The 21,545-nt window shown below is 60.3% G+C and carries 26 protein-coding genes; 11 read left to right on the forward strand and 15 right to left on the reverse strand.

The genetic code is table 11. The features are described 5' to 3' along the window. Positions 1 to 84: 84 nt before the first annotated feature. Entirely contained in the window at positions 85 to 777 is a 693-nt protein-coding gene (locus D8U60_RS26410; protein ID WP_130901323.1) for a hypothetical protein, read from the reverse strand. A gap of 253 nt (positions 778 to 1,030) precedes the next feature. On the opposite strand from D8U60_RS26410, the gene D8U60_RS26415 reads away from it, so the two are divergent. The 5 genes from D8U60_RS26415 (at position 1,031) to D8U60_RS26435 (ending at position 5,508) form a co-directional block, all read left to right on the forward strand. Next, positions 1,031 to 1,711 carry a response regulator gene (locus tag D8U60_RS26415; RefSeq protein ID WP_016770812.1) on the forward strand — a complete coding sequence of 227 codons (681 nt, stop codon included), beginning with the start codon at positions 1,031 to 1,033 and terminating at the stop codon, positions 1,709 to 1,711. After that, positions 1,711 to 3,033 (forward strand): ATP-binding protein, encoded by a 1,323-nt coding sequence (locus tag D8U60_RS26420; protein WP_130901324.1) that lies wholly within the window; start codon positions 1,711 to 1,713, stop codon positions 3,031 to 3,033. Before D8U60_RS26415 ends, D8U60_RS26420 begins: the two co-directional genes overlap by 1 nt. Positions 3,034 to 3,160: 127 nt before the next feature. After that, entirely contained in the window at positions 3,161 to 3,682 is a 522-nt protein-coding gene (locus D8U60_RS26425) for a GNAT family N-acetyltransferase (protein ID WP_130901325.1), read from the forward strand. A gap of 106 nt (positions 3,683 to 3,788) precedes the next feature. Next, positions 3,789 to 5,201 carry an aspartate aminotransferase family protein gene (locus D8U60_RS26430; protein WP_130901326.1) on the forward strand — a complete coding sequence of 471 codons (1,413 nt, stop codon included), beginning with the start codon at positions 3,789 to 3,791 and terminating at the stop codon, positions 5,199 to 5,201. Between the two features lie 82 nt (positions 5,202 to 5,283). Then, positions 5,284 to 5,508 carry an MbtH family protein gene (locus D8U60_RS26435; protein WP_016770808.1) on the forward strand — a complete coding sequence of 75 codons (225 nt, stop codon included), beginning with the start codon at positions 5,284 to 5,286 and terminating at the stop codon, positions 5,506 to 5,508. Positions 5,509 to 5,683: 175 nt separating this feature from the next. On the opposite strand, the gene D8U60_RS26440 is transcribed toward D8U60_RS26435, so the two are convergent. The 10 genes from D8U60_RS26440 to soxR all read right to left on the reverse strand — a co-directional run bounded on the left by D8U60_RS26440 (position 5,684) and on the right by soxR (position 13,183). Then, the gene (locus D8U60_RS26440) at positions 5,684 to 6,589 is read right to left on the reverse strand and encodes a zinc ABC transporter substrate-binding protein (protein WP_130901327.1); all 906 of its coding nucleotides are present in this window, start codon (positions 6,587 to 6,589) and stop codon (positions 5,684 to 5,686) included. Then, positions 6,590 to 7,489: a metal ABC transporter permease gene (locus D8U60_RS26445; RefSeq protein ID WP_130901328.1), complete on the reverse strand. Its 900-nt coding sequence runs from the start codon at positions 7,487 to 7,489 to the stop codon at positions 6,590 to 6,592. It abuts the gene before it with no gap. Further along, positions 7,489 to 8,340, reverse strand: coding sequence for a metal ABC transporter ATP-binding protein (locus D8U60_RS26450; protein ID WP_130901329.1), 852 nt, complete (start codon positions 8,338 to 8,340; stop codon positions 7,489 to 7,491). Before D8U60_RS26450 ends, D8U60_RS26445 begins: the two co-directional genes overlap by 1 nt. Next, a complete protein-coding gene (locus D8U60_RS26455) occupies positions 8,337 to 9,266 on the reverse strand; it encodes a metal ABC transporter substrate-binding protein (protein ID WP_016770804.1) in 930 nt (309 codons plus the stop codon). The genes D8U60_RS26450 and D8U60_RS26455 overlap by 4 nt, the downstream gene beginning before the upstream one ends. Before the next feature lie 35 nt (positions 9,267 to 9,301). Beyond that, complete coding sequence (locus D8U60_RS26460; protein WP_122700100.1) at positions 9,302 to 9,877, reverse strand: DUF6162 family protein; 576 nt, start codon at positions 9,875 to 9,877, stop codon at positions 9,302 to 9,304. Then, positions 9,874 to 10,212 carry a hypothetical protein gene (locus tag D8U60_RS26465; RefSeq protein ID WP_125917368.1) on the reverse strand — a complete coding sequence of 113 codons (339 nt, stop codon included), beginning with the start codon at positions 10,210 to 10,212 and terminating at the stop codon, positions 9,874 to 9,876. The genes D8U60_RS26460 and D8U60_RS26465 overlap by 4 nt, the downstream gene beginning before the upstream one ends. Next, positions 10,209 to 10,751, reverse strand: coding sequence for a hypothetical protein (locus D8U60_RS26470; RefSeq protein ID WP_016770801.1), 543 nt, complete (start codon positions 10,749 to 10,751; stop codon positions 10,209 to 10,211). Before D8U60_RS26470 ends, D8U60_RS26465 begins: the two co-directional genes overlap by 4 nt. Continuing rightward, positions 10,748 to 11,947, reverse strand: a complete 1,200-nt coding sequence (locus D8U60_RS26475; RefSeq protein ID WP_016770800.1) for a PepSY domain-containing protein — start codon at positions 11,945 to 11,947, stop codon at positions 10,748 to 10,750. The genes D8U60_RS26470 and D8U60_RS26475 overlap by 4 nt, the downstream gene beginning before the upstream one ends. A gap of 214 nt (positions 11,948 to 12,161) precedes the next feature. Then, entirely contained in the window at positions 12,162 to 12,620 is a 459-nt protein-coding gene (locus D8U60_RS26480) for a VOC family protein (protein ID WP_073472514.1), read from the reverse strand. A 110-nt stretch (positions 12,621 to 12,730) separates the two neighbouring features. Continuing rightward, positions 12,731 to 13,183 (reverse strand): redox-sensitive transcriptional activator SoxR, encoded by a 453-nt coding sequence (gene soxR, locus D8U60_RS26485; RefSeq protein WP_122507474.1) that lies wholly within the window; start codon positions 13,181 to 13,183, stop codon positions 12,731 to 12,733. A 93-nt stretch (positions 13,184 to 13,276) separates the two neighbouring features. Between soxR and D8U60_RS26490 the strand changes: the two genes are divergently transcribed. The 5 genes from D8U60_RS26490 to D8U60_RS26510 all read left to right on the forward strand — a co-directional run bounded on the left by D8U60_RS26490 (position 13,277) and on the right by D8U60_RS26510 (position 17,974). Beyond that, positions 13,277 to 13,639, forward strand: a complete 363-nt coding sequence (locus D8U60_RS26490; RefSeq protein WP_130901330.1) for an antibiotic biosynthesis monooxygenase — start codon at positions 13,277 to 13,279, stop codon at positions 13,637 to 13,639. Positions 13,640 to 13,740: 101 nt separating this feature from the next. Then, on the forward strand, positions 13,741 to 14,010 hold the full coding sequence (locus D8U60_RS26495) for a hypothetical protein (protein WP_016770723.1): 270 nt from the start codon (positions 13,741 to 13,743) through the stop codon (positions 14,008 to 14,010). Positions 14,011 to 14,111: 101 nt separating this feature from the next. Continuing rightward, entirely contained in the window at positions 14,112 to 14,726 is a 615-nt protein-coding gene (locus D8U60_RS26500; RefSeq protein WP_076563682.1) for a LysE family translocator, read from the forward strand. 205 nt (positions 14,727 to 14,931) lie between these two features. Then, positions 14,932 to 16,098, forward strand: a complete 1,167-nt coding sequence (locus D8U60_RS26505; RefSeq protein ID WP_130901331.1) for an aminotransferase class V-fold PLP-dependent enzyme — start codon at positions 14,932 to 14,934, stop codon at positions 16,096 to 16,098. Positions 16,099 to 16,165: 67 nt separating this feature from the next. Then, positions 16,166 to 17,974 carry an aminopeptidase P family protein gene (locus tag D8U60_RS26510; RefSeq protein WP_130901332.1) on the forward strand — a complete coding sequence of 603 codons (1,809 nt, stop codon included), beginning with the start codon at positions 16,166 to 16,168 and terminating at the stop codon, positions 17,972 to 17,974. A gap of 44 nt (positions 17,975 to 18,018) precedes the next feature. Here D8U60_RS26510 and D8U60_RS26515 read toward each other — a convergent pair whose 3' ends face one another. After that, positions 18,019 to 18,615, reverse strand: a complete 597-nt coding sequence (locus D8U60_RS26515; protein WP_110601740.1) for a 2-hydroxychromene-2-carboxylate isomerase — start codon at positions 18,613 to 18,615, stop codon at positions 18,019 to 18,021. A 41-nt stretch (positions 18,616 to 18,656) separates the two neighbouring features. After that, complete coding sequence (locus D8U60_RS26520) at positions 18,657 to 19,385, reverse strand: SDR family oxidoreductase (RefSeq protein WP_016770793.1); 729 nt, start codon at positions 19,383 to 19,385, stop codon at positions 18,657 to 18,659. Between the two features lie 91 nt (positions 19,386 to 19,476). Between D8U60_RS26520 and D8U60_RS26525 the strand changes: the two genes are divergently transcribed. Next, positions 19,477 to 20,046 carry a TetR/AcrR family transcriptional regulator gene (locus D8U60_RS26525; RefSeq protein WP_130901333.1) on the forward strand — a complete coding sequence of 190 codons (570 nt, stop codon included), beginning with the start codon at positions 19,477 to 19,479 and terminating at the stop codon, positions 20,044 to 20,046. Here the strand turns inward: D8U60_RS26525 and D8U60_RS26530 are convergent, their stop codons facing one another. Together D8U60_RS26530 and rhtA are read right to left on the reverse strand one after the other, a co-directional pair. Next, positions 20,047 to 20,328, reverse strand: coding sequence for a hypothetical protein (locus D8U60_RS26530; protein WP_039759777.1), 282 nt, complete (start codon positions 20,326 to 20,328; stop codon positions 20,047 to 20,049). 169 nt (positions 20,329 to 20,497) lie between these two features. After that, positions 20,498 to 21,385 (reverse strand): threonine/homoserine exporter RhtA, encoded by an 888-nt coding sequence (gene rhtA / locus D8U60_RS26535; protein WP_016770790.1) that lies wholly within the window; start codon positions 21,383 to 21,385, stop codon positions 20,498 to 20,500. Between the last annotated feature and the right edge of the window lie 160 nt (positions 21,386 to 21,545).

Raw genomic sequence — 21,545 nt, forward strand, 5'->3', positions numbered from 1 at the left:
CCCTGTGCAAGTGGGGTGCAGGATGGGCGGCGGCGATTAACCGATAATTAACCCTATCCTACTAGGCTCGCCGGGATTGACCAATCAGCCACGCAGCAGGCCGGGCCAATTACCGTCATCAATGGTTCTGGGGCCGGCAACGAGTCGGTCGGACTGAATGTTGTAAGTGAGGTGCTGATTGTTGGTCAGGAAGATATACCAGTAACTGTCTGCAAATGTCCGGTCATTCTGCGCCGCGGTGATTATCCGGTCCTTGTAAGGTTTCAGCGCGCCCAGCTGATATTCGCCGAAACGGTTGTACTTGACGGTCTTGGCCTTGTAGTCGAAAGACAAGTAGTGGCCGTCATCGAGGATGAATCGAAACAGAAAAGGGTGGCCTGTCAGTTGAAACCAGGTGCCGGCGATGATCTTGTCAAAATATGGAAGAATCGGCTTCCATACCGAGTCGGCTACCTTGTAGAAGGCGGCAACTTTATCGCTGTCCTGATCGTATTTGCAGACCATCGGAGTTGTTCCGTCATAGAAGAACAGCCAGGCAATATCCTCGTCACTTCCGGCGTTCCAGCCGAAGGAAGTGGTAGTCAAGCCAAAGCGCAGATCTTTGGTATACGGGGCGAAGTTGTCCCAGTTGCCTGCCGTGGCGGTTGGATAATTGGACGGGACACTATTGTCGCCAATATCAAAGCGCGAATAGGTATCGGTGTCCTTGAAGAAAAAATAAATTCGATCAGGGCCGGAGCGCCAGTCTATGGCAACAAAGTTATTCAAGTTGGTCATGTTTAAAAGTCCATTTAAGTGTGGGGTTGAAGTTGCCGGTTGAAACTAGATGAAGTTGCGTTGGCGATAAAGGCTGGAATTGTTTCCGGATGGGTAACGGGGTAATAAAGTTTGCATGGCAGGCTCGCGTGGGTTGCCGGGCTGCGACAACCTGACTGCATTCTCGTGCAGCTTTGCGAAGTCGACGTGTGCCGCCATAATTGCCACTTAATCCTTGCCTGCTTCACTCGCCTTTTTTATTTCCGGAGCCCCTATGCACGTACTGGTTTGCGAAGACGATGAGCTGATCGCCAGCGGCATCGTCGCCGGGCTCAAGGCACAGGGCCTGACCGTCGAGCACGTCAACACCGCGTCCAAGGCGCGGGCGATGCTCAAGGTCGCCGAATTCGACGTGATGGTTCTCGATCTCGGGTTGCCCGACGAAGATGGCCTCAAGTTGCTCCAGCAATTGCGGCAGAGCGGCCTGGAGATCCCGGTTCTCATCCTTACTGCCCGTGACTCGGTGACCGATCGTGTCGACGGTCTGCAGGCCGGCGCTGACGACTACTTGCTCAAGCCTTTCGACCTGCGCGAACTGTTCGCTCGCCTGCAAACCCTGTTGCGCCGAGTGGCCGGTCGCAGTGTCAATCTGATCGAGCATGGCGCGCTTACTTACGACCCGAGCAGCCGCGAAACCCGCCTCGCCGGGCAACCGGTGGACCTGTCGCGCCGCGAGCAGTCGCTGTTGCAGGCATTGCTGCACAATCGCGGCCGGGTGCTGTCCACCGAGCAACTGAAGGACAGCGTCTACGGCTTCAACGACGAACTGGAAAGCAACGCACTGAACGTGCATATCCATCATCTGCGCAGCAAGCTTGGCAAAGGCATCGTCGAAACCGTGCGTGGTCTGGGCTATCGCCTCGGGCCTGCCGATGGCGGAGAGCAAGGCAAGTGATGAGTCTGCGCCTGCGCCTGAGTCTGACGCTCGGCGCTGCCTTCGCGCTGATCTGGGCGCTGGCGGCGGCGTGGATGCTCAGCGATCTGCGCAATCAGATGATGTTCTCCCTCGACCAGCGACTGGTCGCTTCGGCGCGCATGGTCGCCGGTTTGCTTGAGCAATTGCCGACGCTGCCGAGCAAAGGCGAGGGCACCCACTTCAGTGCTGAACAGCTGAACATTCCCGGCGGCATGGCCTGTCAGGTCAGCTCATTGCGCGGCGAGATTCTCGCGCGAAGCCACAACAACCCCGAGCAAGCGCTGGAAGCCGAGAAAATGGGCTTCCACGATCAAATGATCGACGGCGCACCGTGGCGCAGTTTCACCCTGGCCCGGGGCGATGTGCGCATCACTACGGCGGATCGGCAGATCGAGCGCGAAGCCTTGAACATGTCGATTCTGCTCGCCGCTTCGGTGCCGGTCGGTGTGGCCTTGCTGGGCTGCCTGTGCCTGCTGTGGCTGGGCATCGGTCAGGGTCTGGCTCCACTCAATCGTCTGCGCGAGGCGCTGATGCGGCGCAATGCCGATTCCCTTGAGCCATTGCAGTTGCAGGCGTTTCCCAGCGAATTGAAGCCGTTGCTGGAAACCCAGAATCAATTGTTCCAGCGCATCGGCAAGACCATCGAGCGTGAACGTCGCTTGACCGGTGACGCGGCGCATGAACTGCGCAGTCCGCTGACGGCGATCAAGACCCACCTGCAAGTCGCGCGCATGACCGATGGCAGCGCCCGCGATCAATCGCTGGCCCGCGCCGAGGAGGGCGCCGATCGCCTGCATCGCACCCTTGAACAGTTGCTGCTGCTGGCGCGGGTCGAAGGCAGTCTGTCGTTCGATGACGGCTCGCAATGCAGCGCCGAGCAAGTGGCCCGACTGGCGATCCAGGACGCCACCGGCGGTGAACGGCTGCGGATCAAACTGCACGTGCCGGACGACCTGTCCTCCGCGCCGCTGCAAATGCCCGCCGTGCTGGCGATTGCTGCACTGCGTAACCTGCTCGACAACGCCCTGCGCCATACGCCTGAAGATTGCGCGGTCGAGGTCCATCTGGAAAACATCGGCAATCGCGTGCGTTTTGTCGTGCGTGACCATGGCCCGGGCATTGCGCAGGATGATTTGCAGCATCTGACCCAACGCTTCTGGCGCAACGGGCAGAGCACCGGTTGCGGGCTGGGGCTGGCGATTGTCCAGGCGATTGTTCAGCGCTGTGACTGCGCCCTGCATTTCGACAGCCGCCCGGATGGCTTGCGGGTGGAACTGACCATGCCGTTGCAAACCCTCTGATCTCACCTCAGATCCCAAAAAAAACATGTTCTGGCACATCAAATGTAACTTCTCGGCGTTCGCTATCCGCCAGGGTTGGGGCTAAGGTCAACCCAGCTTTGACTCAATGGATTGAGGGAACTGCGCCATGGAAGCACCCGTCTGCGTACGTTCGGCCACCCTGGCCGACACCGGCATCATCAACCGTATTGTCGAGCGCTCGATCCGCATCGGATGTGCACTCGATCACCGCAACCATCCACTTCTCGTCAGCGACTGGCTCAACCGTTCTTACGCCGATTTCATCAGTAGCCGGCTCGCCGACCCACATTTCTATCTCTGCGTCGCTTTGCTTGATGACAAACCGGTCGGTGTCGGCATGGCCCGGGTCAGTGGCGAAATCCTGCTGTGTTACGTCCAGCCGGAATCCTTCCGCCGAGGCGTCGGCCGGGCGCTGATGCAGAATGTCGAAGGCTGGTTGCGGGTTCGCGGTGTGCGCAATGCTCACCTCAACAGCACCCGCACCGCCGAGGGGTTCTATCGGCACCTGGGTTACCAACAGGCAGCGCCACCCGGTCTTTCCAACGGCTTGCAAACCGTGCCGCTGCGCAAACCTTTGTCCTCACCGGCCGGACAACTCGATCAAGGGTGTAAATCCGCACCGCGCTGAAGCGTTTCCAGAACAGGAAAACCTGCAAGTGCGCCCCGCGACCGGAACGCGCACCTGTCGGTGTGCTGTTCTGGTCACTATCCATAGCGAATTGAGGGGTCGAGAGATGTCAGTCGCCACCAGTCTTATCGAAGCGTCGTCGGCCCGGGTCGCCTCGGCGCCGGCGGAAACGTTGTTCGAATTCAACGAATCACCGTTGTTGGCGCGGCAGAGCCGGCAGGAGTCCAACGCGCGCAGTTATCCTCGGCGTATTCCCTTGGCGCTCAAGCGTGCCAAAGGCTTGTATGTCGAGGATGTTGAAGGACGTACATTCATCGACTGCCTGGCCGGCGCCGGCACGCTGGCGCTGGGGCATAACCACCCGGTGGTGATCGAGGCGATCCAGCTAGTGCTGGCCGATGAGTTGCCGCTGCACACCCTCGACCTGACTACGCCGGTCAAGGATCAATTCGTCCAGGACCTGTTCGGGCTGCTGCCGACGGAGTTGGCGGCGCAAGCGAAAATCCAGTTTTGTGGCCCGACCGGCACCGACGCCGTGGAAGCAGCGCTGAAACTGGTGCGCACCGCAACCGGGCGCAGCACCGTGCTGTCATTTTCCGGCGGTTATCACGGCATGAGTCAAGGTGCGTTGAGCCTGATGGGCAGCCTGGGACCGAAAAAACCACTGGGTGCGTTGCTCAGCAACGGCGTGCAGTTCATGCCGTTCCCCTACGATTACCGCTGCCCGTTTGGCCTCGGTGGCGCGGCGGGCGTCAACGCCAATCTGAGTTATCTGGAAAACCTGCTCAACGATCCTGAGGCCGGCGTGCAATTGCCGGCGGCGGTGATTGTCGAGGCGGTGCAGGGCGAGGGCGGCGTGATACCGGCGGATATCGAGTGGTTGCGCGGCTTGCGCCGGATTACCGAGAAGGCCGGTGTGGCGTTGATCGTTGATGAGATCCAGAGCGGTTTCGCCCGTACCGGCAAGATGTTTGCCTTTGAACACGCGGGTATCGTTCCGGATGTGGTTGTACTGTCCAAAGCCATCGGTGGCAGCCTGCCGTTGGCGGTGGTGGTTTACCGCGACTGGCTCGACACCTGGCAACCCGGCGCCCATGCCGGCACGTTCCGCGGCAATCAGATGGCCATGGCCGCCGGTTCAGCGGTGATGCGCTATCTGGTGGAGCACAAGGTTTGCGAGCACGCCGCCGCCATGGGTGATCGACTCAGCGAGCATCTGCACATCCTGCAACGCGACTTCCCGCAGCTGGGCGATATTCGTGGTCGCGGCCTGATGCTCGGCGTTGAACTGGTCGACCCGAACGGCGCGCCCGATGCGCTCGGTCATCCGCCAGCGTTTGCGCGTCTGGCGCCGCTGGTGCAGCGTGAGTGCCTCAAGCGTGGCCTGATTCTGGAACTCGGCGGTCGGCATGGCGCGGTGGTGCGCTTCCTGCCGCCGCTGGTGATCACTGCCGCAGAAATCGACCGGGTGGCCGAGATCTTCGGTCGCGCATTGGCCGCTGCCAGCGCCGCGCTGTAAATTTTTCCGCGCGGCGAACGTTCTTTCTACATACCCGGCTGCATTCTTTGTGCAGCCGACCTTACAACGATGGAGAACCAGCATGACGTCAGTATTCGACCGCGAGGACATCCTCTTTCAGGTCGTGGTCAACCACGAAGAGCAATACTCGATCTGGCCCGATTACAAAGCTGTGCCGCAAGGCTGGCGCACCGTGGGCAAGAGCGGCCTGAAAAAGGAATGCCTGGCCTATATCGAAGAAGTCTGGACCGACATGCGCCCATTGAGCCTGCGCCAGAAGATGGATGCACAAGTCGCGGCGCAATAAGCGACCGGGCATAAAAAACCCGCTGGGCCAGTGATGGTCAGCGGGTTTTTTATGTCTGGAGAGTGACGTTGTGGGTGCGGGCCTCTTCGCGAGCAGGCTCGCTCCCACAATTGAAATGCGATCCCCTGTGGGAGCGAGCCTGCTCGCGAAGAACGATTACGCGGATTTACTGAAACTACGCTCCGCTCAACCCCTTGAGCAACAAATCCACATTCCCCTCCAGCTCCGCCAGCGGATCGGCCGCATCGGTACTCAACACCACCAGACGGCTGCCGGATTCGGCAATCGCTGCTTTCACCGGCTCCGCTGGCTGGCGATGGTGCAGCACCACCGCCACGTCATTGTCCTTGAGCGTCGCTGTCAGCTTCTTCAACTCCTCTGGCGTCCAATCGGCATCGGGACGCGCATCCTGTCCCGCCAGTTCAAGGTTGAGGCTGCCAATCAGATAGCCGAAGTGATCGCTCAGGCTCATCACGCTCAGGTTGTCCGCCTCGGCCAGACGCGCTTCGGTGTCCGCGCTGAGTTTCAGCAAACGCTGTTTCAACGCCGCCAGGTTGGCTTCGATTGCAGGCTTGGCGCTCGGCGCCAGGCGCACCAGGTCTGCGGCCATCACATCGGCCATGCGCCCCATGTTGTTGCTCGCCAGCCATGGCAGACTGTTCAGGCCATCAACCTGCAGGCCCGGCTGCACGGCGATGCCGGGCAGGGCGCCGTCGACCGGGCGCGCAGCGTCGACTTCGACGATACGGATATTGCTGCGCCGCGCGATCGGGTACAGCGGATCATCGGCCCACAGCGAACGCAGACCGATTACCGCGTCCGCGTCGGTGGCCAGTTTGCTCAGCGCCGGAGCGCCACGGCCGGTGAAATACGCGGTCTGGCGGCTGCCGGGCAGGTTGGCCGGCGCCGCGCGTTCGAGGTTGACGTTCGTGCCCTTGAGCAATGCCTCGCCCAATCCATAGGTGATCGGTAACGAGGCCAGAACGCGCAACGGTTTCGCAGTTTCAGCCGCCATCAACGGAGTGCAGACCACGCCACACAGGGCCATGGCCAGAGTCAGGTTACGCAATGAAAAAGCCATTTATCCAAGGTTCCCTTTCAGGCTGGGGACGACGCCGCGCGCAATGGCGGCAAGGGCGAAAGCGATGCCGGCGACCAGAATGATCGCGGCGCCGGACGGGATCGGCAGATCGAACACGATCGGCGCAAGAATCCCGCACAGGGTGCTGACGGTAGCGATCAGCACCGAGCACCAGAAAAACCCTTTCAGCGACTGACTGAGCAAGCGCGCCGCTGCCGCAGGAATCACCAGCAAGGCGCCGACCAGAATCGCGCCAATCACCTTCACTGCCGCGACGGTGATCAAGGTCACCAGGATCACGAACAGGTAATCCAGGGTCTTCACCGCTACGCCACGCACCGCCGCCAGTTGCGGATTGAAACTGGCGAGCATGATGCGGTTGTACAGCGGCAGGGCGAGGGCCATGACCAGCGAACCGACGATGGCCAACACCGCCAGATCATTGCCGTGGACGGTCAACACCGAACCGAACAGCACGTTTTCCAGAATGTGCACGTTGATCTTGCCGGCGAGAATCAGCAGCAGGCTCGCGCCCAGTGCCAGTGACACCGAGAGAAACACGCCGATCAGCGTATCCGGTGCCAGCCCGGTGCGGTTGCGCAGGTAATTGAGCAGGATGCCGAACAGCAGGCAGTAACCGAACAGGCTGCCGTAGGGGCCGGTGTAGGGTTCTCCGAGCAGGATGCCGATGGCGACACCGGTCAACGCGGCATGGCCGACTGCTTCGGAAAAGAATGCAAAGCGCTTGACCACCACCAGCGTGCCGAGCCCGCCCAGCACCGGGCCGATCAGCAGGCCGGCGAGCAGCGCATTGACGACAAAACCGTAGGCCAGCGCCTCGGGCAGATAACCTGACGATGCCCAACCCTGGACCATCAAACGAAAGGCTTCGTAGCTCATCAGACCGCGCTCCGTGGATGGGTGGAAAACAGCGTCAGCAGACGTTCCGGAGTCAGCGCCTGTTGCGGTGTGGCATCGAACAGCACGCGGCGGTTGAGACCGGTAACCCGATCGGCCAGCCGACCCACCGCTTCCAGGTCATGTTCGATCCACAACACCGTGATGCCCGCCGCGCGCCAGTCAGTCAGCAGACGTTCGAACACCTGGATCCCGGCCTCATCGAGGGCCGACATCGGCTCGTCGAGCACCAGCAGCTGCGGCGCCGGAATCAAACCCTGCGCGAGCAGCACCCGCTGCCGCTCACCGCCGGACAGCGCGCCCATGCGCCGCTTGCGCTTGTCCTGCATGCCGACGCGCTCCAGTGCCTCGCCGATGGCGCCGGCGTAGTGTTTGCTCAAACCGAGAAAGGCCGGACGCCGTTGACACATGGCGGCCATGAAATCGTCGACGGTCATCGGCAAACCGCGATCGAACTCCAGCGCCTGCGGGACGTAACCAATGGTGCCGGGCTCGCCGGGCCAGTGCAGGCTGAGCTGGCCCTGATGCGGCATCTGCCCGAGCAGGGTCTTGATCAGCGAACTCTTGCCACCGCCGTTGGGGCCGACCAGCGCATGCACGCTGCCGGGCTGCACCTGGAAGCTGACCTTGTCGAGAATCGTCGTGCGCCCCAGCGTCAGGCTCACTTCCGTAAACTCCAGCGATGGCCCGGTTATCCCCTGTGAGAGCGAGCCTGCTCGCGAATGTGGTGCGTCATTCAACGAAGATGTTGCCTGATCCGGCGCCTTCGCGAGCAGGCTCGCTCCCACAGGCGGTTCAGCGTGATCGGCGATCAAGGTTTCTTTCGACGTCATGCCCCCGACTCCTGAATCGCCCGAACCACGGTGTTGAGGTTGCCGGTCATTTCCTTTTCGTACTTGTCGGCGGTGTATTCGCCGTAGGAAATGTGCGACAGCGGGTACAGCTTCACCCCGGATTCGCGCTGGATGGTGTCGACGTAGCTGGAAGGGAAATCCATCTCGGAGAAGATCACTTTCACGTCGAGTTCGCGTAATTGATCGATGGTTTTTTTCAGCTGGCTCGGGCTTGGCTCGATGCCGTGGGCCGGCTCGACCACGGCCGTCACTTCCAGACCGAATTCACGCAACAGATAGTCGTAAGCCGCGTGCACCGTGGCCACGCGCAGTTCGGCGTTCGGTGCCTGGGTCAGTTTGGCCAACGCGTCGGCGCGCATCTGCCGCAGGCGTTTGCCATAGGCGCGCGCGTTTTGCGTGTAGATCTTGGCGTTGTCCGGATCGATCTTGCCCAGCTCGCGGGCGATGTTGTTGACCTGGGCGATGGAGGCGCTGATCGACAGGAACGTGTGCGGATTGACCACTTTGCCAGCGCCGCGCGCAGCGACACCGGTGGCCGCCAGCAATGGCACGTTCTCGTTGGCTTCGATGGTTTTGACGTTGGGTGTTTCGCTGGCGGCGATCATCCGGTCGGCGAAGTCGTCATGACCGACGCCGTTGAGCACGATCACGTCCAGTCCGCTGATGCGCTTGATGTCTTCGGCGCGCGGTTCGTAGGCGTGCGGATTGAAGCCCGCAGGAATCAGCGGCACCACCTCGGCCTTGTCGCCGACGATGTTGGCGACATAGCTGTAATACGGATGCAGAGTGATGCCGATACGCAGGCGTTTGCCTTGCTCGGCGCTGGCCAACGGGCTCAGCAGGCAGGCGCACAGGCCAAGCAGAAACAGGCGTAACAAGGGACGGCGAGGAGATGAAATGGACATGGGCAAGCAGTCTTCTCTCGGATAAAGGCGAGGAATCAATGGCGATGTTCGCGGGTAACCCCGGCATCGAATTGCGCGACGATCTGTTTCCAGCCAGCGGCGGACAGCGCCGCGTCAGACAGATCCTCAGCAGGTGCGGGATCGGCGCTGCGGTTCAGCCAGATGTCCGGCGCCGCGTTGGCGTCAGTGCCGACACGCATCAGAAACGAGCCGGCGACGTCAGGCGTCGCACTCCGACCGAAATAGGCGCGATCGGCGAACATCTGCCATGCGTGACCGCCACGGCTGACCGAACTGGCGTCCTGCGCGAACGGCGCAAAGCCTTCGTCGGCGAGCATTTGTGGCGTCGGCAGGGCTTTTTGCTCTTCGCGCAACAAGCGGATTTCGTCGAGGGTCACGCGCAGGTCGGCATAAATGCCTTGCTCGGCGGCGCTGAGATCGCGGCGGGCGTCGTACTGGTTGCTGGCGACCGGCTCCGGTTCATGGGAAACCCCGCGCCACGCCACCACCGAGCCGGCGATCGCGAGGATCAGCAGGCACAACAGCAGCACGTTGAGGGTTTCATGACCGGCGCCGGCCGGGCGTACCACTTGCGTCGTCGGGCTACTCATGGGGCTTCGATATCCGCCTGGTCGATTTCCACCACGTGGCCGGGGCCGGCGTCGAACAGCACATAGAACTCGCTGCCGGGCTTCTTGAACGTCAGCGTCGAGTCATCACCCAATTTGCCCGGCACCAGAATGGTTTCGTCGTAGCCGATCACGTCGAGGGTTACCCCCGGCGCGCCGCTGCCGTCGGAGAAACCGCCGGTGCATTTGATCTGTTCGGCATCGATGGCTTTGCATTCGCACATCGGGTTGTGCGCCAGGGCGCCGGCACTGAAACCGGCGCTCAGCAACAGCGCGGCGCTGGCGAGCAAACGGGTATGAAGGGGTGAGCGAGTCATGGTTTGGCTCCTTGTTTGTTCAGCCACGCAACCGTGGCGGGGGAGGCTTGGCTCAGGGGAATCGCGGCCTGGTGCATGCTGCCGTCCCAGCCTTCCATGGTGATCCACAGCTCGGCGTCAGGTTTGGTCTTTGCCGGGATCGGCATTTGCGTGCCCATGCGATAAGGCGTACCGAAGAAGATCGTGCCAGCGGCGCGCAGACTGCGCGGCTTGCCGATGCGCAGGTAAGTAGCCTTGACCTGTTCGACGCAGGTATCACAAACGGCGGCAGTGAAGTCCTTCATATAGCCGGCCGGCCCGCTCAGGTGCGGCGCCTCGTCACGCAGTTCGGCCAGGCGCAGGCTCCACGGGCCGACCTGAACGGTGCCTATTTCACGCTGGCCCAGGCCACTGTCGCCGCGAAACAGCGAGGCATCGGCAAAGTATTTCGGCATGAAACCCAGCGGAATCAGCAACAGCAGAACATTGATGTGGAAACGCCACTTGTGCCAGAAACGCGACAGGCGCGACGGCGGTGTGACCGAGATGGCTTTGTTCACAGGCTGGCCTCCGAAGGTTCACGGCGCAGCGCCGGTTGGGCGGTGACGCGGTTTTTCTTGTCCTCGCGTTTCAGCGCATTGGCGGTGGCCAATGCGGTGCGCTTGGTCCAGATCAGCAGGCCGCTGAGGATCATCATGCTCAGCAACAGACCGAAGAAGAACCAGATCAATTTGATCCAGATGCCGCCGAAGTCGCCGGTGTGCAGCGGGCGCATGGATTCGGTGACGAATTCCAGCGAGGACCGATCGGACAGCAACCGTGAGGAAGCCATTTCGCCGTTGTACGGGTTGAGTGTCGCGGTCTGATACATCAGCGGATACCAGCCACGGCCGCTGACGCTCATGTGCGAGTAGGCATTGCCCGGCAGGTTGACGTAGCTGGCTTCCAGGCCCGGAATCTTCTGCTGGGCGATTTCGATGGCGCGATCCAGGCTGATACGCGGCGGCGGGGTGCCGGCGGCCGAGATCGGCACACTTTCGCGGGACATCGCCGGAATGATCGGTTCGCTGGAAATGGAAATCTGGTTATCGAACAGGATCGCCTTGATCAGGAACCAGATGCCGGTGATGGAAATCACCGCGATGAACCAGATCGACCAGATGCCGCACAGGCGATGAAAGTCGCCCCAGAAAATCCGCGCGCCGTGGCGCACGCGCAGGGTCGGGCGCAGAAAACCTTTCCAGAAGCGCTTGTACACCACCAGCCCGGTAATCAGCGACACCAGCATCGGCACGCCGAGCAATGACACCAGATACCAGCCCCAGCTGTAGCCGTTGGTGAACGGCACCAGCCACCAGCCGTGCAGGGCGCGGGTGAACGCCTTGAAATCGAACGCCGGCGCGGTGCCCTGAATGACCCCCGTGTACGGATTGACATAGACCGTCAACGAGCGCCCGTCGGGGTAGCTGACTTCGACGTCGAGGGCAAAGTGCGACTCGTCCGGACGATTGATGCTCTGCACCAGGGTTTGCGGCTCGGCCTGTTTGATCGCGGCGAGAATCTGGTCATAGCTCAGTCGCGGCGCGTCGTCCGACGGCTGACTGGCGCGCATTTGCGGGTTGGCCAGCCAGACAATCTCCTGGCTGACCACTGCCAGCGTGCCGGTGACACAGACGATCAATACAAAGAACCAGATCGGCAACGCCAGCCAGCTATGCACCAGGAACCACAGTTTGGAACGGGATTTCTTCGACATGATTGCGCGTCTTGATTGCGGTGGAAGGGGCCGGGCTACGGGCTTCGCAGCACGGAACTCCCCGGGAGGCCGTTCGTGGCTTTTGCCTACGCGAACGGCCTGCATTCCTATAAGACGGATGAGCGAAGAAAATCCCGAAAGCGGATATGAAAGTAAATGTTTCGCAATTACATCGGCAGTGCATTTTTGCCGGTCGATCCGAGGCAAAAAGCCCTCAGCCTTGGCTGAACATCTCCATCGCACGCTGGCGAATCTGCTCTTCGCTCAGATCCTCTTTGTGCGTGGCGAGAAACCACAGATGGCCGAACGGATCTCTCAGCGTGCCGCTGCGATCACCGTAAAACTGGTCTTTGACCTCGGAGACGCTTTGCGCCCCGGCATCCAGCGCCTGTTGAAAGGCTTGGTCGACATCGGTGACATACAGGTGCAAGCCGATCGACACTGCCTGCTGCGGATTGCTCAACGGCCCTTGGTCGCAAGGCGTGCCGAGCATGATCGCGCTGTCGCCGATGCGCAGCTCGGCATGGCCGATGTTGCCGTCGGGCATGGTCAGGCGCATCACTTCGCTGGCGTTGAAGGCTTTCTTGTAGAACTCGATGGCCTCGGCGGCCTGTTGGATGCCGAGATACGGGGTAATGCTGTGATACCCCTCGGGAATGGGTTTGACGCTCATGACGTTCTCCCTGTTTTGTTTTCAACAGATGTGGTTACACCGGATTTACCCGGAGCAATCACTATAGAACCGTCCTTACTGCGCAAATTGTTCGCCGACGAGCAGCGTCATCACTCATCGCGAAAGTGCGGGCCTGGGCCTCGGTCACCGAGCATGTCGCCTTTATTGCGTAACGGACACGCTTCCATGGACAGACAGCCGCAGCCGATGCACCCGGTGAGCTGATCGCGCATCAACGTAAGTTGCCTGATCCGTTCATCGAGCTCGCGCTGCCATTGTTCAGATAGCGTTTTCCAGTCAGCTGCAGACGGCGCGCGATCCTGCGGCAGGATCTTCAGCGCTTCGCCGATTTCCGCCAGCGGTATCCCCAGCCGTTGCGCGACTTTGATCAACGCCACCCGGCGCAGGACGGCGCGCGGATAGCGGCGCTGGTTGCCGGCATTGCGCTCACTCTTGATCAAACCTTTGGCTTCATAAAAATGCAGCGCCGTGACCGCGACGCCACTGCGCGCAGCAACCTCACCCACGGTGAGAGGCTTGTGCACCTGCTCCTTGCTGATCATGCGGAAAATACTCTTGACCTTGACTTAACTAGAGGTTTTACCCTGCAGCTCTTCGGGTCGCAAGGCTCGCTTCAACATGAGTGGGGGCTTTCCATGAGCAATCGCAGCTTTACCCAATTGATCGAATTCGAAATCGAACCCCGCCAGCAAGCGGCGCTGGTCTCGGCACTGGCGACGCAGACCGAGGGCCTGGCTCTGCGTTACGACGGATTTCTCAGCGCCAGCGTGCAAGCCAGCGACGACGGCCGCCGCGTGCTGAGTTTTTTGCAGTGGCAAAGTCGCGAAGCGGGGGAGGCGGCATTTCGCAGTTTCGAAAGCGGCGAGGAGGATTTCTGGCAATTGATCCGTACCCATCGGGCGAAAAACGTGACCTTCAACTCGTTCCAGGTGCACAGCAGTATCGCCCGCAGCCACGACGACGCGCTGCACTGCCGTTTGCCGGTCAGTCAGTATTAGCGCAAAGCTGATAGCCACTATTGAGAGCGTTGATTTCTGCGCGAGCGTGCCCGGGCGTAGCCTTTCTCCATCGACTCCACATTGCTCGCCAGGACGCTCCCATGAACCGTTTACTGACTGTTTCGCTGATGCTCGCTGTTTCCGTACTCGCCGGTTGTGCCGGCCATGTTTCGCCAGAGCTGCGCCCTTATACAGCTGAAGAATCCCGCGAGCTGGCGCTGGAGGCCCTGAACCGCAGCGGTTTGTCGTTCGACGAATACCACGCCAAAAAAGCCCAATTGCTCGGCCAGCCGCAGAAGACTTTCGGCTTCGATCAACAGGGTGAGATGAGCGCCGAACGTGCCATACAGCTGCACGGCCGTCCAAGCTGACAGCAAACTGTACTGCTTGAAGTTTTCCCTAACTGTCCGTGGGTTTGCCGGGCCGTGTGGGATAGGGTCAACAGCTGAATGACCCTGGATGGACTGCCTCGATGAACCTCTCGCTTGATCTGCTGTTGGCCTTTGCCCTGTTTGCCCTTGTCACCTCGATCACACCGGGGCCGAACAACACCATGTTGCTGGCGTCCGGAGTGAATTTCGGTTTCAACCGCACCATTCCACACATGCTCGGCATCAGCTGCGGCTTCTTTCTATTGGTGGTAGCGGTGGGCTTCGGCCTTGGTGCGGTGTTTCAGGCCTACCCGATTCTGTATACGGTGCTGCGTTATGTCGGCGCAGCGTATTTGTTGTATCTGGCGTGGAAGATCGCCCACTCCGGCCCGGTCGGCGACAGTGCTCACGGCGAGGCGAAACCGATCAGCTATCTGGGCGCCGCGGCGTTCCAGTGGGTCAATCCCAAGGCGTGGATCATGGCCATCGGTGCCATCAGCACGTACACGCCGATGCAGGGTTATTTCTATAACGTCGTAATCATCGCTGCGGTCTTCGCCATCATCAATCTGCCCAGTGTCGGCCTGTGGGCGGCGTGCGGCACGCTGTTGCGCAATGTGCTGAAAGATCCGCGCTGGTTGCGCGTGTTCAATTGGGGCATGGCAGCGCTGTTGGTGATCTCGTTGTATCCGTTACTTCTCGAAAGCTTTCACTGACGCATTGCTTCAATCGCCGGCCCGATGCCTGTTAAGCTCGGTTTCAGGAGCGTTCCTACGCACTTTTAAATGAAGCCCTACTTCTTTAACGGCATCCGATCAGGTATTGATGACGCTCTCGAACCCATGCACAGCTCACGAGGCTGTGCATCGTCGTTTGCAGACACGAGCCTCCTGATCCCGGAACACGCTCTGCGAGTCCTTTATGAACACACGTCCGTTGTATTTCGATTACGCCGCCACCACCCCGGTGGACGAGCGGGTCATCCAAGTGATGATCGAATGTCTGGGCTTTCACGGTAACTTCGGTAACCCGGCGTCCAGCTCCCACGCTTTCGGCCAGCAGGCCCGGCAGACGGTCGAGCAGGCACGTCGGCAAGTCGCCGATCTGGTCGGCGCGCAGCCTGAGCAGATTGTCTGGACCTCCGGTGCCACCGAATCCAACAACCTCGCCCTCAAAGGCGTCGCTCAGGCCCGTGGCGTTTGCGGCGGGCACATCATTACCAGTCAGATCGAACACAAGGCCATTCTCGACACCGCGCGGCAATTGCAGGACTCGGGCATTGCCGTGACCTATCTGGTACCGGACGCCCGAGGCTTGATCACGCCGCAAGCGGTCAGTGAAGCGATGCGTGACGACACCTTTCTGGTGTCGCTGATGCTGGTCAACAATGAGTTGGGCACGGTCAACGATGTCCAAGCGATTGGCGAAGTGGTGCGCAGTCGGCAGGCGTTGTTTCATGTGGATGCGGCGCAAGGCGCGGGCAAGGTCGCGATCGATCTGAGCCGCTGGCCGGTGGACCTGATGTCGTTTTCCGCACACAAACTCTACGGGCCCAAAGGCATCGGCGCTTTGTATGTCGGCCCGCAGGCGCAGCAACGCTTGCAGGCACAGATCCACGGCGGCGGTCATGAAGGTGGCCTGCGCTCCGGAACCCTGGCGACTCATCAGATTGCCGGGATGGGCGCTGCTTTCGCTTTGGCCGCCGACGCATTCGATGAAGAGAAAAAATCCATCATCGCTTTGCGCGAACGCTTGCTCGAACAGCTTTTGAAGTTGCCCGGCGTGCGCCTCAATGGCAGTGCCTCGCAACGTATTCCGCACACCCTGAGCCTGACCTTCAGCGAGGGCGAGTTCAACAGCGCCGCATTGAGCCATTCGATCGCGTTTTCCGCGACGTCGGCGTGCAATTCCGCAAGTAATGCGCCGTCCCACGTGCTGCTCGCGCTCGGACACGATGCGCGGCTGGCGGGGCGCACCATTCGCTTGAGCCTCGGGCGGTTTACCAGCGTTGAGAATGTCGACAAGGCCGTTGACCTGATCACAACCGCCTGCGCCAGTGCCCCGGCATTCTGGGCGGCAGGGCTCTAAACAGCAGACGCTTTCCATGGCCGCGAAGGCTACGACAATAACGATAACGCGATTAGCAGGAGACATGATGAGTTCCCACACCTTGACCGAAGGATCGGTGCCTCAGCGCCTGGCGCATACCCGTGAACTGATGCGCCGCGAAGGCATCCATGCGCTGCTGGTGCCGTCCGCCGACCCGCATCTTTCGGAATACCTGCCGGGTTACTGGCAGGGCCGGCAATGGCTGTCGGGTTTCCACGGTTCGGTCGGTACGCTGATCGTCACTGCGGATTTCGCGGGTGTGTGGGCCGATAGTCGTTACTGGGAACAGGCGACGAAAGAGCTCAACGGCAGCGGCATCGAACTGGTCAAGCTGCAACCGGGGCAACCGAGCCCGCTGGACTGGCTGGCGGAGCAAACCCCCGAGGGCGGCGTGGTTGCCGTGGATGGTGCGGTAATGGCGGTGGCTTCGGCGCGCACACTGAGCAGCAGGCTCGAGGCACGCGGTGCTCGCCTGCGCACCGATATCGACCTGTTGCAGGAAGTCTGGCGTGATCGCCCGAGCCTGCCGAACGCGCCGATCTATCAGCATCTGCCGCCACAAGCGACCGTCAGCCGTGGCGAGAAACTCGCGAAATTGCGCGAAAACTTGCAAGAGCGTGGCGCCGATTGGCATTTCATCGCCACCCTCGACGACATCGCTTGGCTGTTCAACCTGCGTGGCGGTGATGTTTCGTTCAATCCGGTGTTTGTTTCGTTCGCCTTGATCAATCAGCAACAGGCCACGCTGTTCGTGGCGCTGAGCAAGGTCGATGCCGATCTGCGCGCCGTACTGGAGCAGGATGGCGTGACGCTGCGTGACTACAGCGAAGTGGCCGATGCGTTGCGGTCTGTGCCGAGTGGCGCGAGCCTGCTGGTCGATCCGGCGCGAGTGACCACGGGGTTGCTGGATAACCTGGACAGTGGCGTGAAACTGGTCGAGGGTCTCAACCCGACTACGTTGGCCAAATCGCAGAAAAGCGAAGCCGACGCTCAACACATCCGTAAAGCCATGGAGCAGGATGGCGCGGCGTTGTGCGAATTCTTTGCCTGGCTGGAGTCAGCGTGGGCGCGCGAGCGCGTCACCGAACTGACCATCGACGAGAAACTTACCGCTGCCCGTGAGCGGCGTCCCGATTACGTTTCGCTGAGCTTCAACACGATTGCCGCGTTCAACGCCAATGGCGCGATGCCGCACTATCACGCTACCGAAGAGGAGCATGCGCTGATCGAGGGTGATGGTCTGTTGCTCATCGACTCCGGTGGCCAGTACCTCGGCGGTACCACAGACATCACGCGCATGGTCCCGGTGGGTACGCCGACTCAGGAGCAGAAACAGGATTGCACGCGCGTGTTGAAAGGCGTGATTGCGCTGTCGCGGGCACGATTCCCGAAAGGCATCTTGTCGCCGCTGCTCGACGCCATCGCCCGCGCGCCGATCTGGGCTGACAACGTCGACTACGGTCACGGCACCGGTCATGGCGTGGGCTATTTCCTCAACGTTCACGAAGGTCCGCAAGTGATTGCTTATCAAGCGGCACCGGCACCGCAGACGGCGATGCAGCCGGGGATGATTACCTCGATCGAACCCGGCACTTATCGCCCGGGCCGCTGGGGCGTGCGCATCGAGAACCTGGCGATGAACCGTGAGGCCGGCAGCAGCGAATTCGGCGACTTCCTCAAGTTCGAAACCCTGACGCTGTGCCCGATCGATACCCGCTGCCTGATTGCTGACCTGTTGACCCACGAAGAAAAGCAGTGGCTGAACGACTACCACTGCGAAGTGCGTGAGCGACTGAGTCCATTGCTGGATGGCGCGGCGTTGAGCTGGTTGAACGAGCGCACTGTGGCCATTTGATCGATTTACCCAAGGCGCCGCTCGCGGTGCCTTGGGTCTCGGCTTCAATCCTGGCGCAATGCCTCTTCTACGAAGTCGAGTCGATCCTGACCGAAGAACAACTGATCGCCAATGAACATGCTGGGGGCACCGAAAACGCCGCGCTTGATCGCGGCTTCGGTGTTTTCCTTGAGTGCGGCTTTTACCGATTCATCGTTGGTCAGCGCGATTATCTCTTGGGGATCGAAGCCGTTTTCAGTCAGCACGGCGGCAACGGTTTGCGGATCGTTGAGGTTACGGCCTTCGACCCAAAGCGCCTTGAACAGGCAATCGACGAACTCGGCGAAACGCTGCGGCTGGCGCATCTGCATGCCAGTGACGGCACGCATCAATATCAGCGTGTTGATTGGAAAGTGCGGATTGAATCTGAGCTGGACGCCGTAGCGTTTGGCGAAGCGATCGAGATCCTGAAACATGTAGCGACCCTTGGCCGGAATCATTGCTGGCGAAGCATTGCCGGTGGCTTTGAACACGCCGCCCAACAGCATCGGCATATAGATCAGTTCGCTCTGGGTATCGGCGCAGATTTTCGCTAGCTGGGTGTGCGCCAGATAGGTGGTGGGGCTGCCGAGGTCGAAATAGAATTCCACGGTTTTCGTCATGATCAAATCGCTCTCTTATTGTTGTAATGAGGGGGGAGGGCTTACCAGCGTTCGTTCCATGGGCGCAGGTCCAGCTCGAAGGTCCAGGCATCCCGTGGCTGACTGTGCAGATACCAATAGTTTTCAGCGATGTGCCCTGGATCGAGAATGCCGTCCTGATCCTTGGTCGCGTATTTCTCGGGAAAGCTGTTGCGGATGAAGTCGGTATCGATCGCACCATCAACTACGACGTGGGCGACATGAATGTTCATCGGCCCCAACTCTCTCGCCATGCTTTGCGCCAGTGCGCGGATGCCGTGTTTGGCTCCGGCGAAAGCGGCAAATCCAGAAGCACCGCGCAGCCCGGCCGTGGCACCAGTGAACAGAATCGTGCCGCGCTGCCGAGTGACCATGCGCTTGGCCACTTCACGGGCATTGAGAAAACCGGAGAAGCAGGCCATCTCCCAGATCTTGAAATATTTGCGCGCGGTTTCTTCGAGAATGCTGCAGGGCACGTTGGCGCCGATGTTGAAGACAAAGGCCTCGATCGGGCCGACGCGGGTTTCGATATCTTCGATCAAGGCGATGACGTCATCTTCCTTGCGCGCATCGCAGGCGAAACCATGGGCCTCACCGCCCTCAGCGATGATTGCGTCAACCAGTGGCTGCAATTTGTCGGCGCTGCGCCGGGTCACACAGGCTATAAATCCCTCACTGGCAAAGCGCTTGGCAATGGCCCCGCCGGTGGCATCACCGGCGCCGACAACCAACACGACCTTCTTGTTATTCATGGGTGAATCCCTTTGGGTTAACGATCGTTTAGTTAACGAACGTTATGCTAGGATTCGGGCAGCGTCAAGGCGATCTACTTCAGGAGATGACATGCGTTATTCGGCCGGACACAAATCGGAAACCCGCGAACGATTGCTGCAAAGCAGCGCGCTGTCGGCAAAGAAATCGGGGTTTTCCACGGTGGGCGTGGATGGCCTGATGAAAGCCATCGGTTTGAGTGGCGCCGCGTTCTACAGCCACTTTTCATCCAAGGATGCGTTGTTCGCTGCCATCGTCGAGCGAGAGTTGAGTGAAAGTCTTGAGCGCCTTGGTGGCCAAGGCGGTGCAGATCGGCAGCGGCTGGAGCGTTGTCTGAAGCAGTACCTGAGCATGGCCCATGTCGAGCAACCCGAGGCCGGTTGCGCGCTACCGACATTGGGCGCGGAGATTGCCCGTGCCGATGTACAGGTGCGTGAGCAGGCTGAAGACTGGATCTGCCGTCTTCAGCGGGGCTGGGCCGAGATACTGGAAAGCGAAAGTCTGGCCTGGTCGGTGCTGTCGCAATGCGTGGGCGCATTGGTGGTCGCACGGATGATGGCAACACCGGACGTGCAGCGTACGGTGTTGCGCTCGAGTCACGAGGAAATTACACGTCAGCTCGCTTTGCCGCGAGTCGAGTAGTTATTTGCAGATGACGATCATGCTGCGGCTGGTATAACCGGCGGGGTTCAAGCCGAACGGATAATCGCCAGGTTCTTCGACGGCGTCCCCGGATTTGGCGATCACCTTGTAGCCCTTGGGCGCGCAGGAATTGGCGGCGCTGGTGTAGCACTTGTCCCATGAGGAGGAAAGTCCGGAACAGTTGATGTGCAGCCCCTTCTTGCCGCGTTTGACCTGGGTTTCCGAGGTCGCTGCGCAACTCGCGATCGCCAGCAGGGCGATCAATAGCAAAATTCGTTTCATTACCATCCTTAATAGCGGCCGCGAGTCTGGTGCTCGGGTCTGCCTGTATTCGCTCGCGTTTGCAGCGTTGTGCCGTCCTTTGCGAAAAAATCCATGCCTGGCGATGGGTTACGAAGCTAAACATGGCCTAAATGAGCGCCAATTACCAGACCCCACTTTCTATTACGCTTCAGTCGGCCGCGACAGCAGGCTTTGCTCCGCTGCCCATGGTCATGGTTGCGCCCACTGACGCCAGAATAATGCACAGGATGGCCAGCCATTGTGACAATGAAAGGTATTCCTGGAGAAAAAGCAGACCTGACAATGCTCCGAAGGCCGGTTCGATACTCATGAGCGTGCCGAAGGTGCGCGCGGGCATACGCGTCAGGGCGACCATCTCCAGGGTATAGGGCAGGGCGGTGGACAGAATGGCGACGCCGATAGCGATCGGAATCAGTGATGGTGTAAGCAGCGCAGCGCCGGCATGAACGATTCCGATCGGCGCCACGAACAGCGCGGCGATCATCACCCCGAGGGCTGCCGTCGTCACCCCGTTGTCGGCGCCGGCCTTTTGCCCGAACAGAATGTACAGCGCCCAGCAGACCCCGGCGCCCAGCGCGTAGCCCGCTCCGACCAGGTCAATACCGGCAGTGGTTGCCCCGGTGGGTATCAATAGAAGCAAGCCGGCGGCAGCAAGCGCAATCCATACAAAATCGATGGCGCGGCGAGAGGCATATATAGCTACAGCCAGAGGGCCGGTGAATTCCAGCGCAACGGCGATGCCTAGCGGCACTGTGCGCAGCGACATATAGAAGAGGAAGTTCATTCCGCCCAATGCCATTCCGTAGACGATCACGGTACGAAGAGACTTGGCGGTCAGCTTTGCACGCCATGGTCGCAGTATCAGTAGCATGATCACGCTGGCAAAGATCAAGCGAAGAGTGGTTGTTCCTTGTGCGCCGATGATGGGGAACATGCTTTTGGCCAGAGAAGCGCCCGACTGGATGGACGCCATGGCTATCATGAGCAGGCAAACCGGAAACAATGTGGAAGCAAGGGAGCGAGGTTGATCATTCATTGCGCGGCAGCATCCAAGGCAAAAACACAGTATTGTTGTGGTAGTGGGCAATATACTGCGCATTGGATGGGGGCGCGTCTATATATAGAAAGCGTTTTTGCTGATTTGAAAGAAAAGCGAAATTAACGGTTGACGGCAGATTCCAGAGGTCTATAATTCG

The sequence above is a fragment of the Pseudomonas sp. Sample_11 genome (assembly GCF_004307505.1).
GTDB classification, from domain to species: domain Bacteria; phylum Pseudomonadota; class Gammaproteobacteria; order Pseudomonadales; family Pseudomonadaceae; genus Aquipseudomonas; species Aquipseudomonas atacamensis.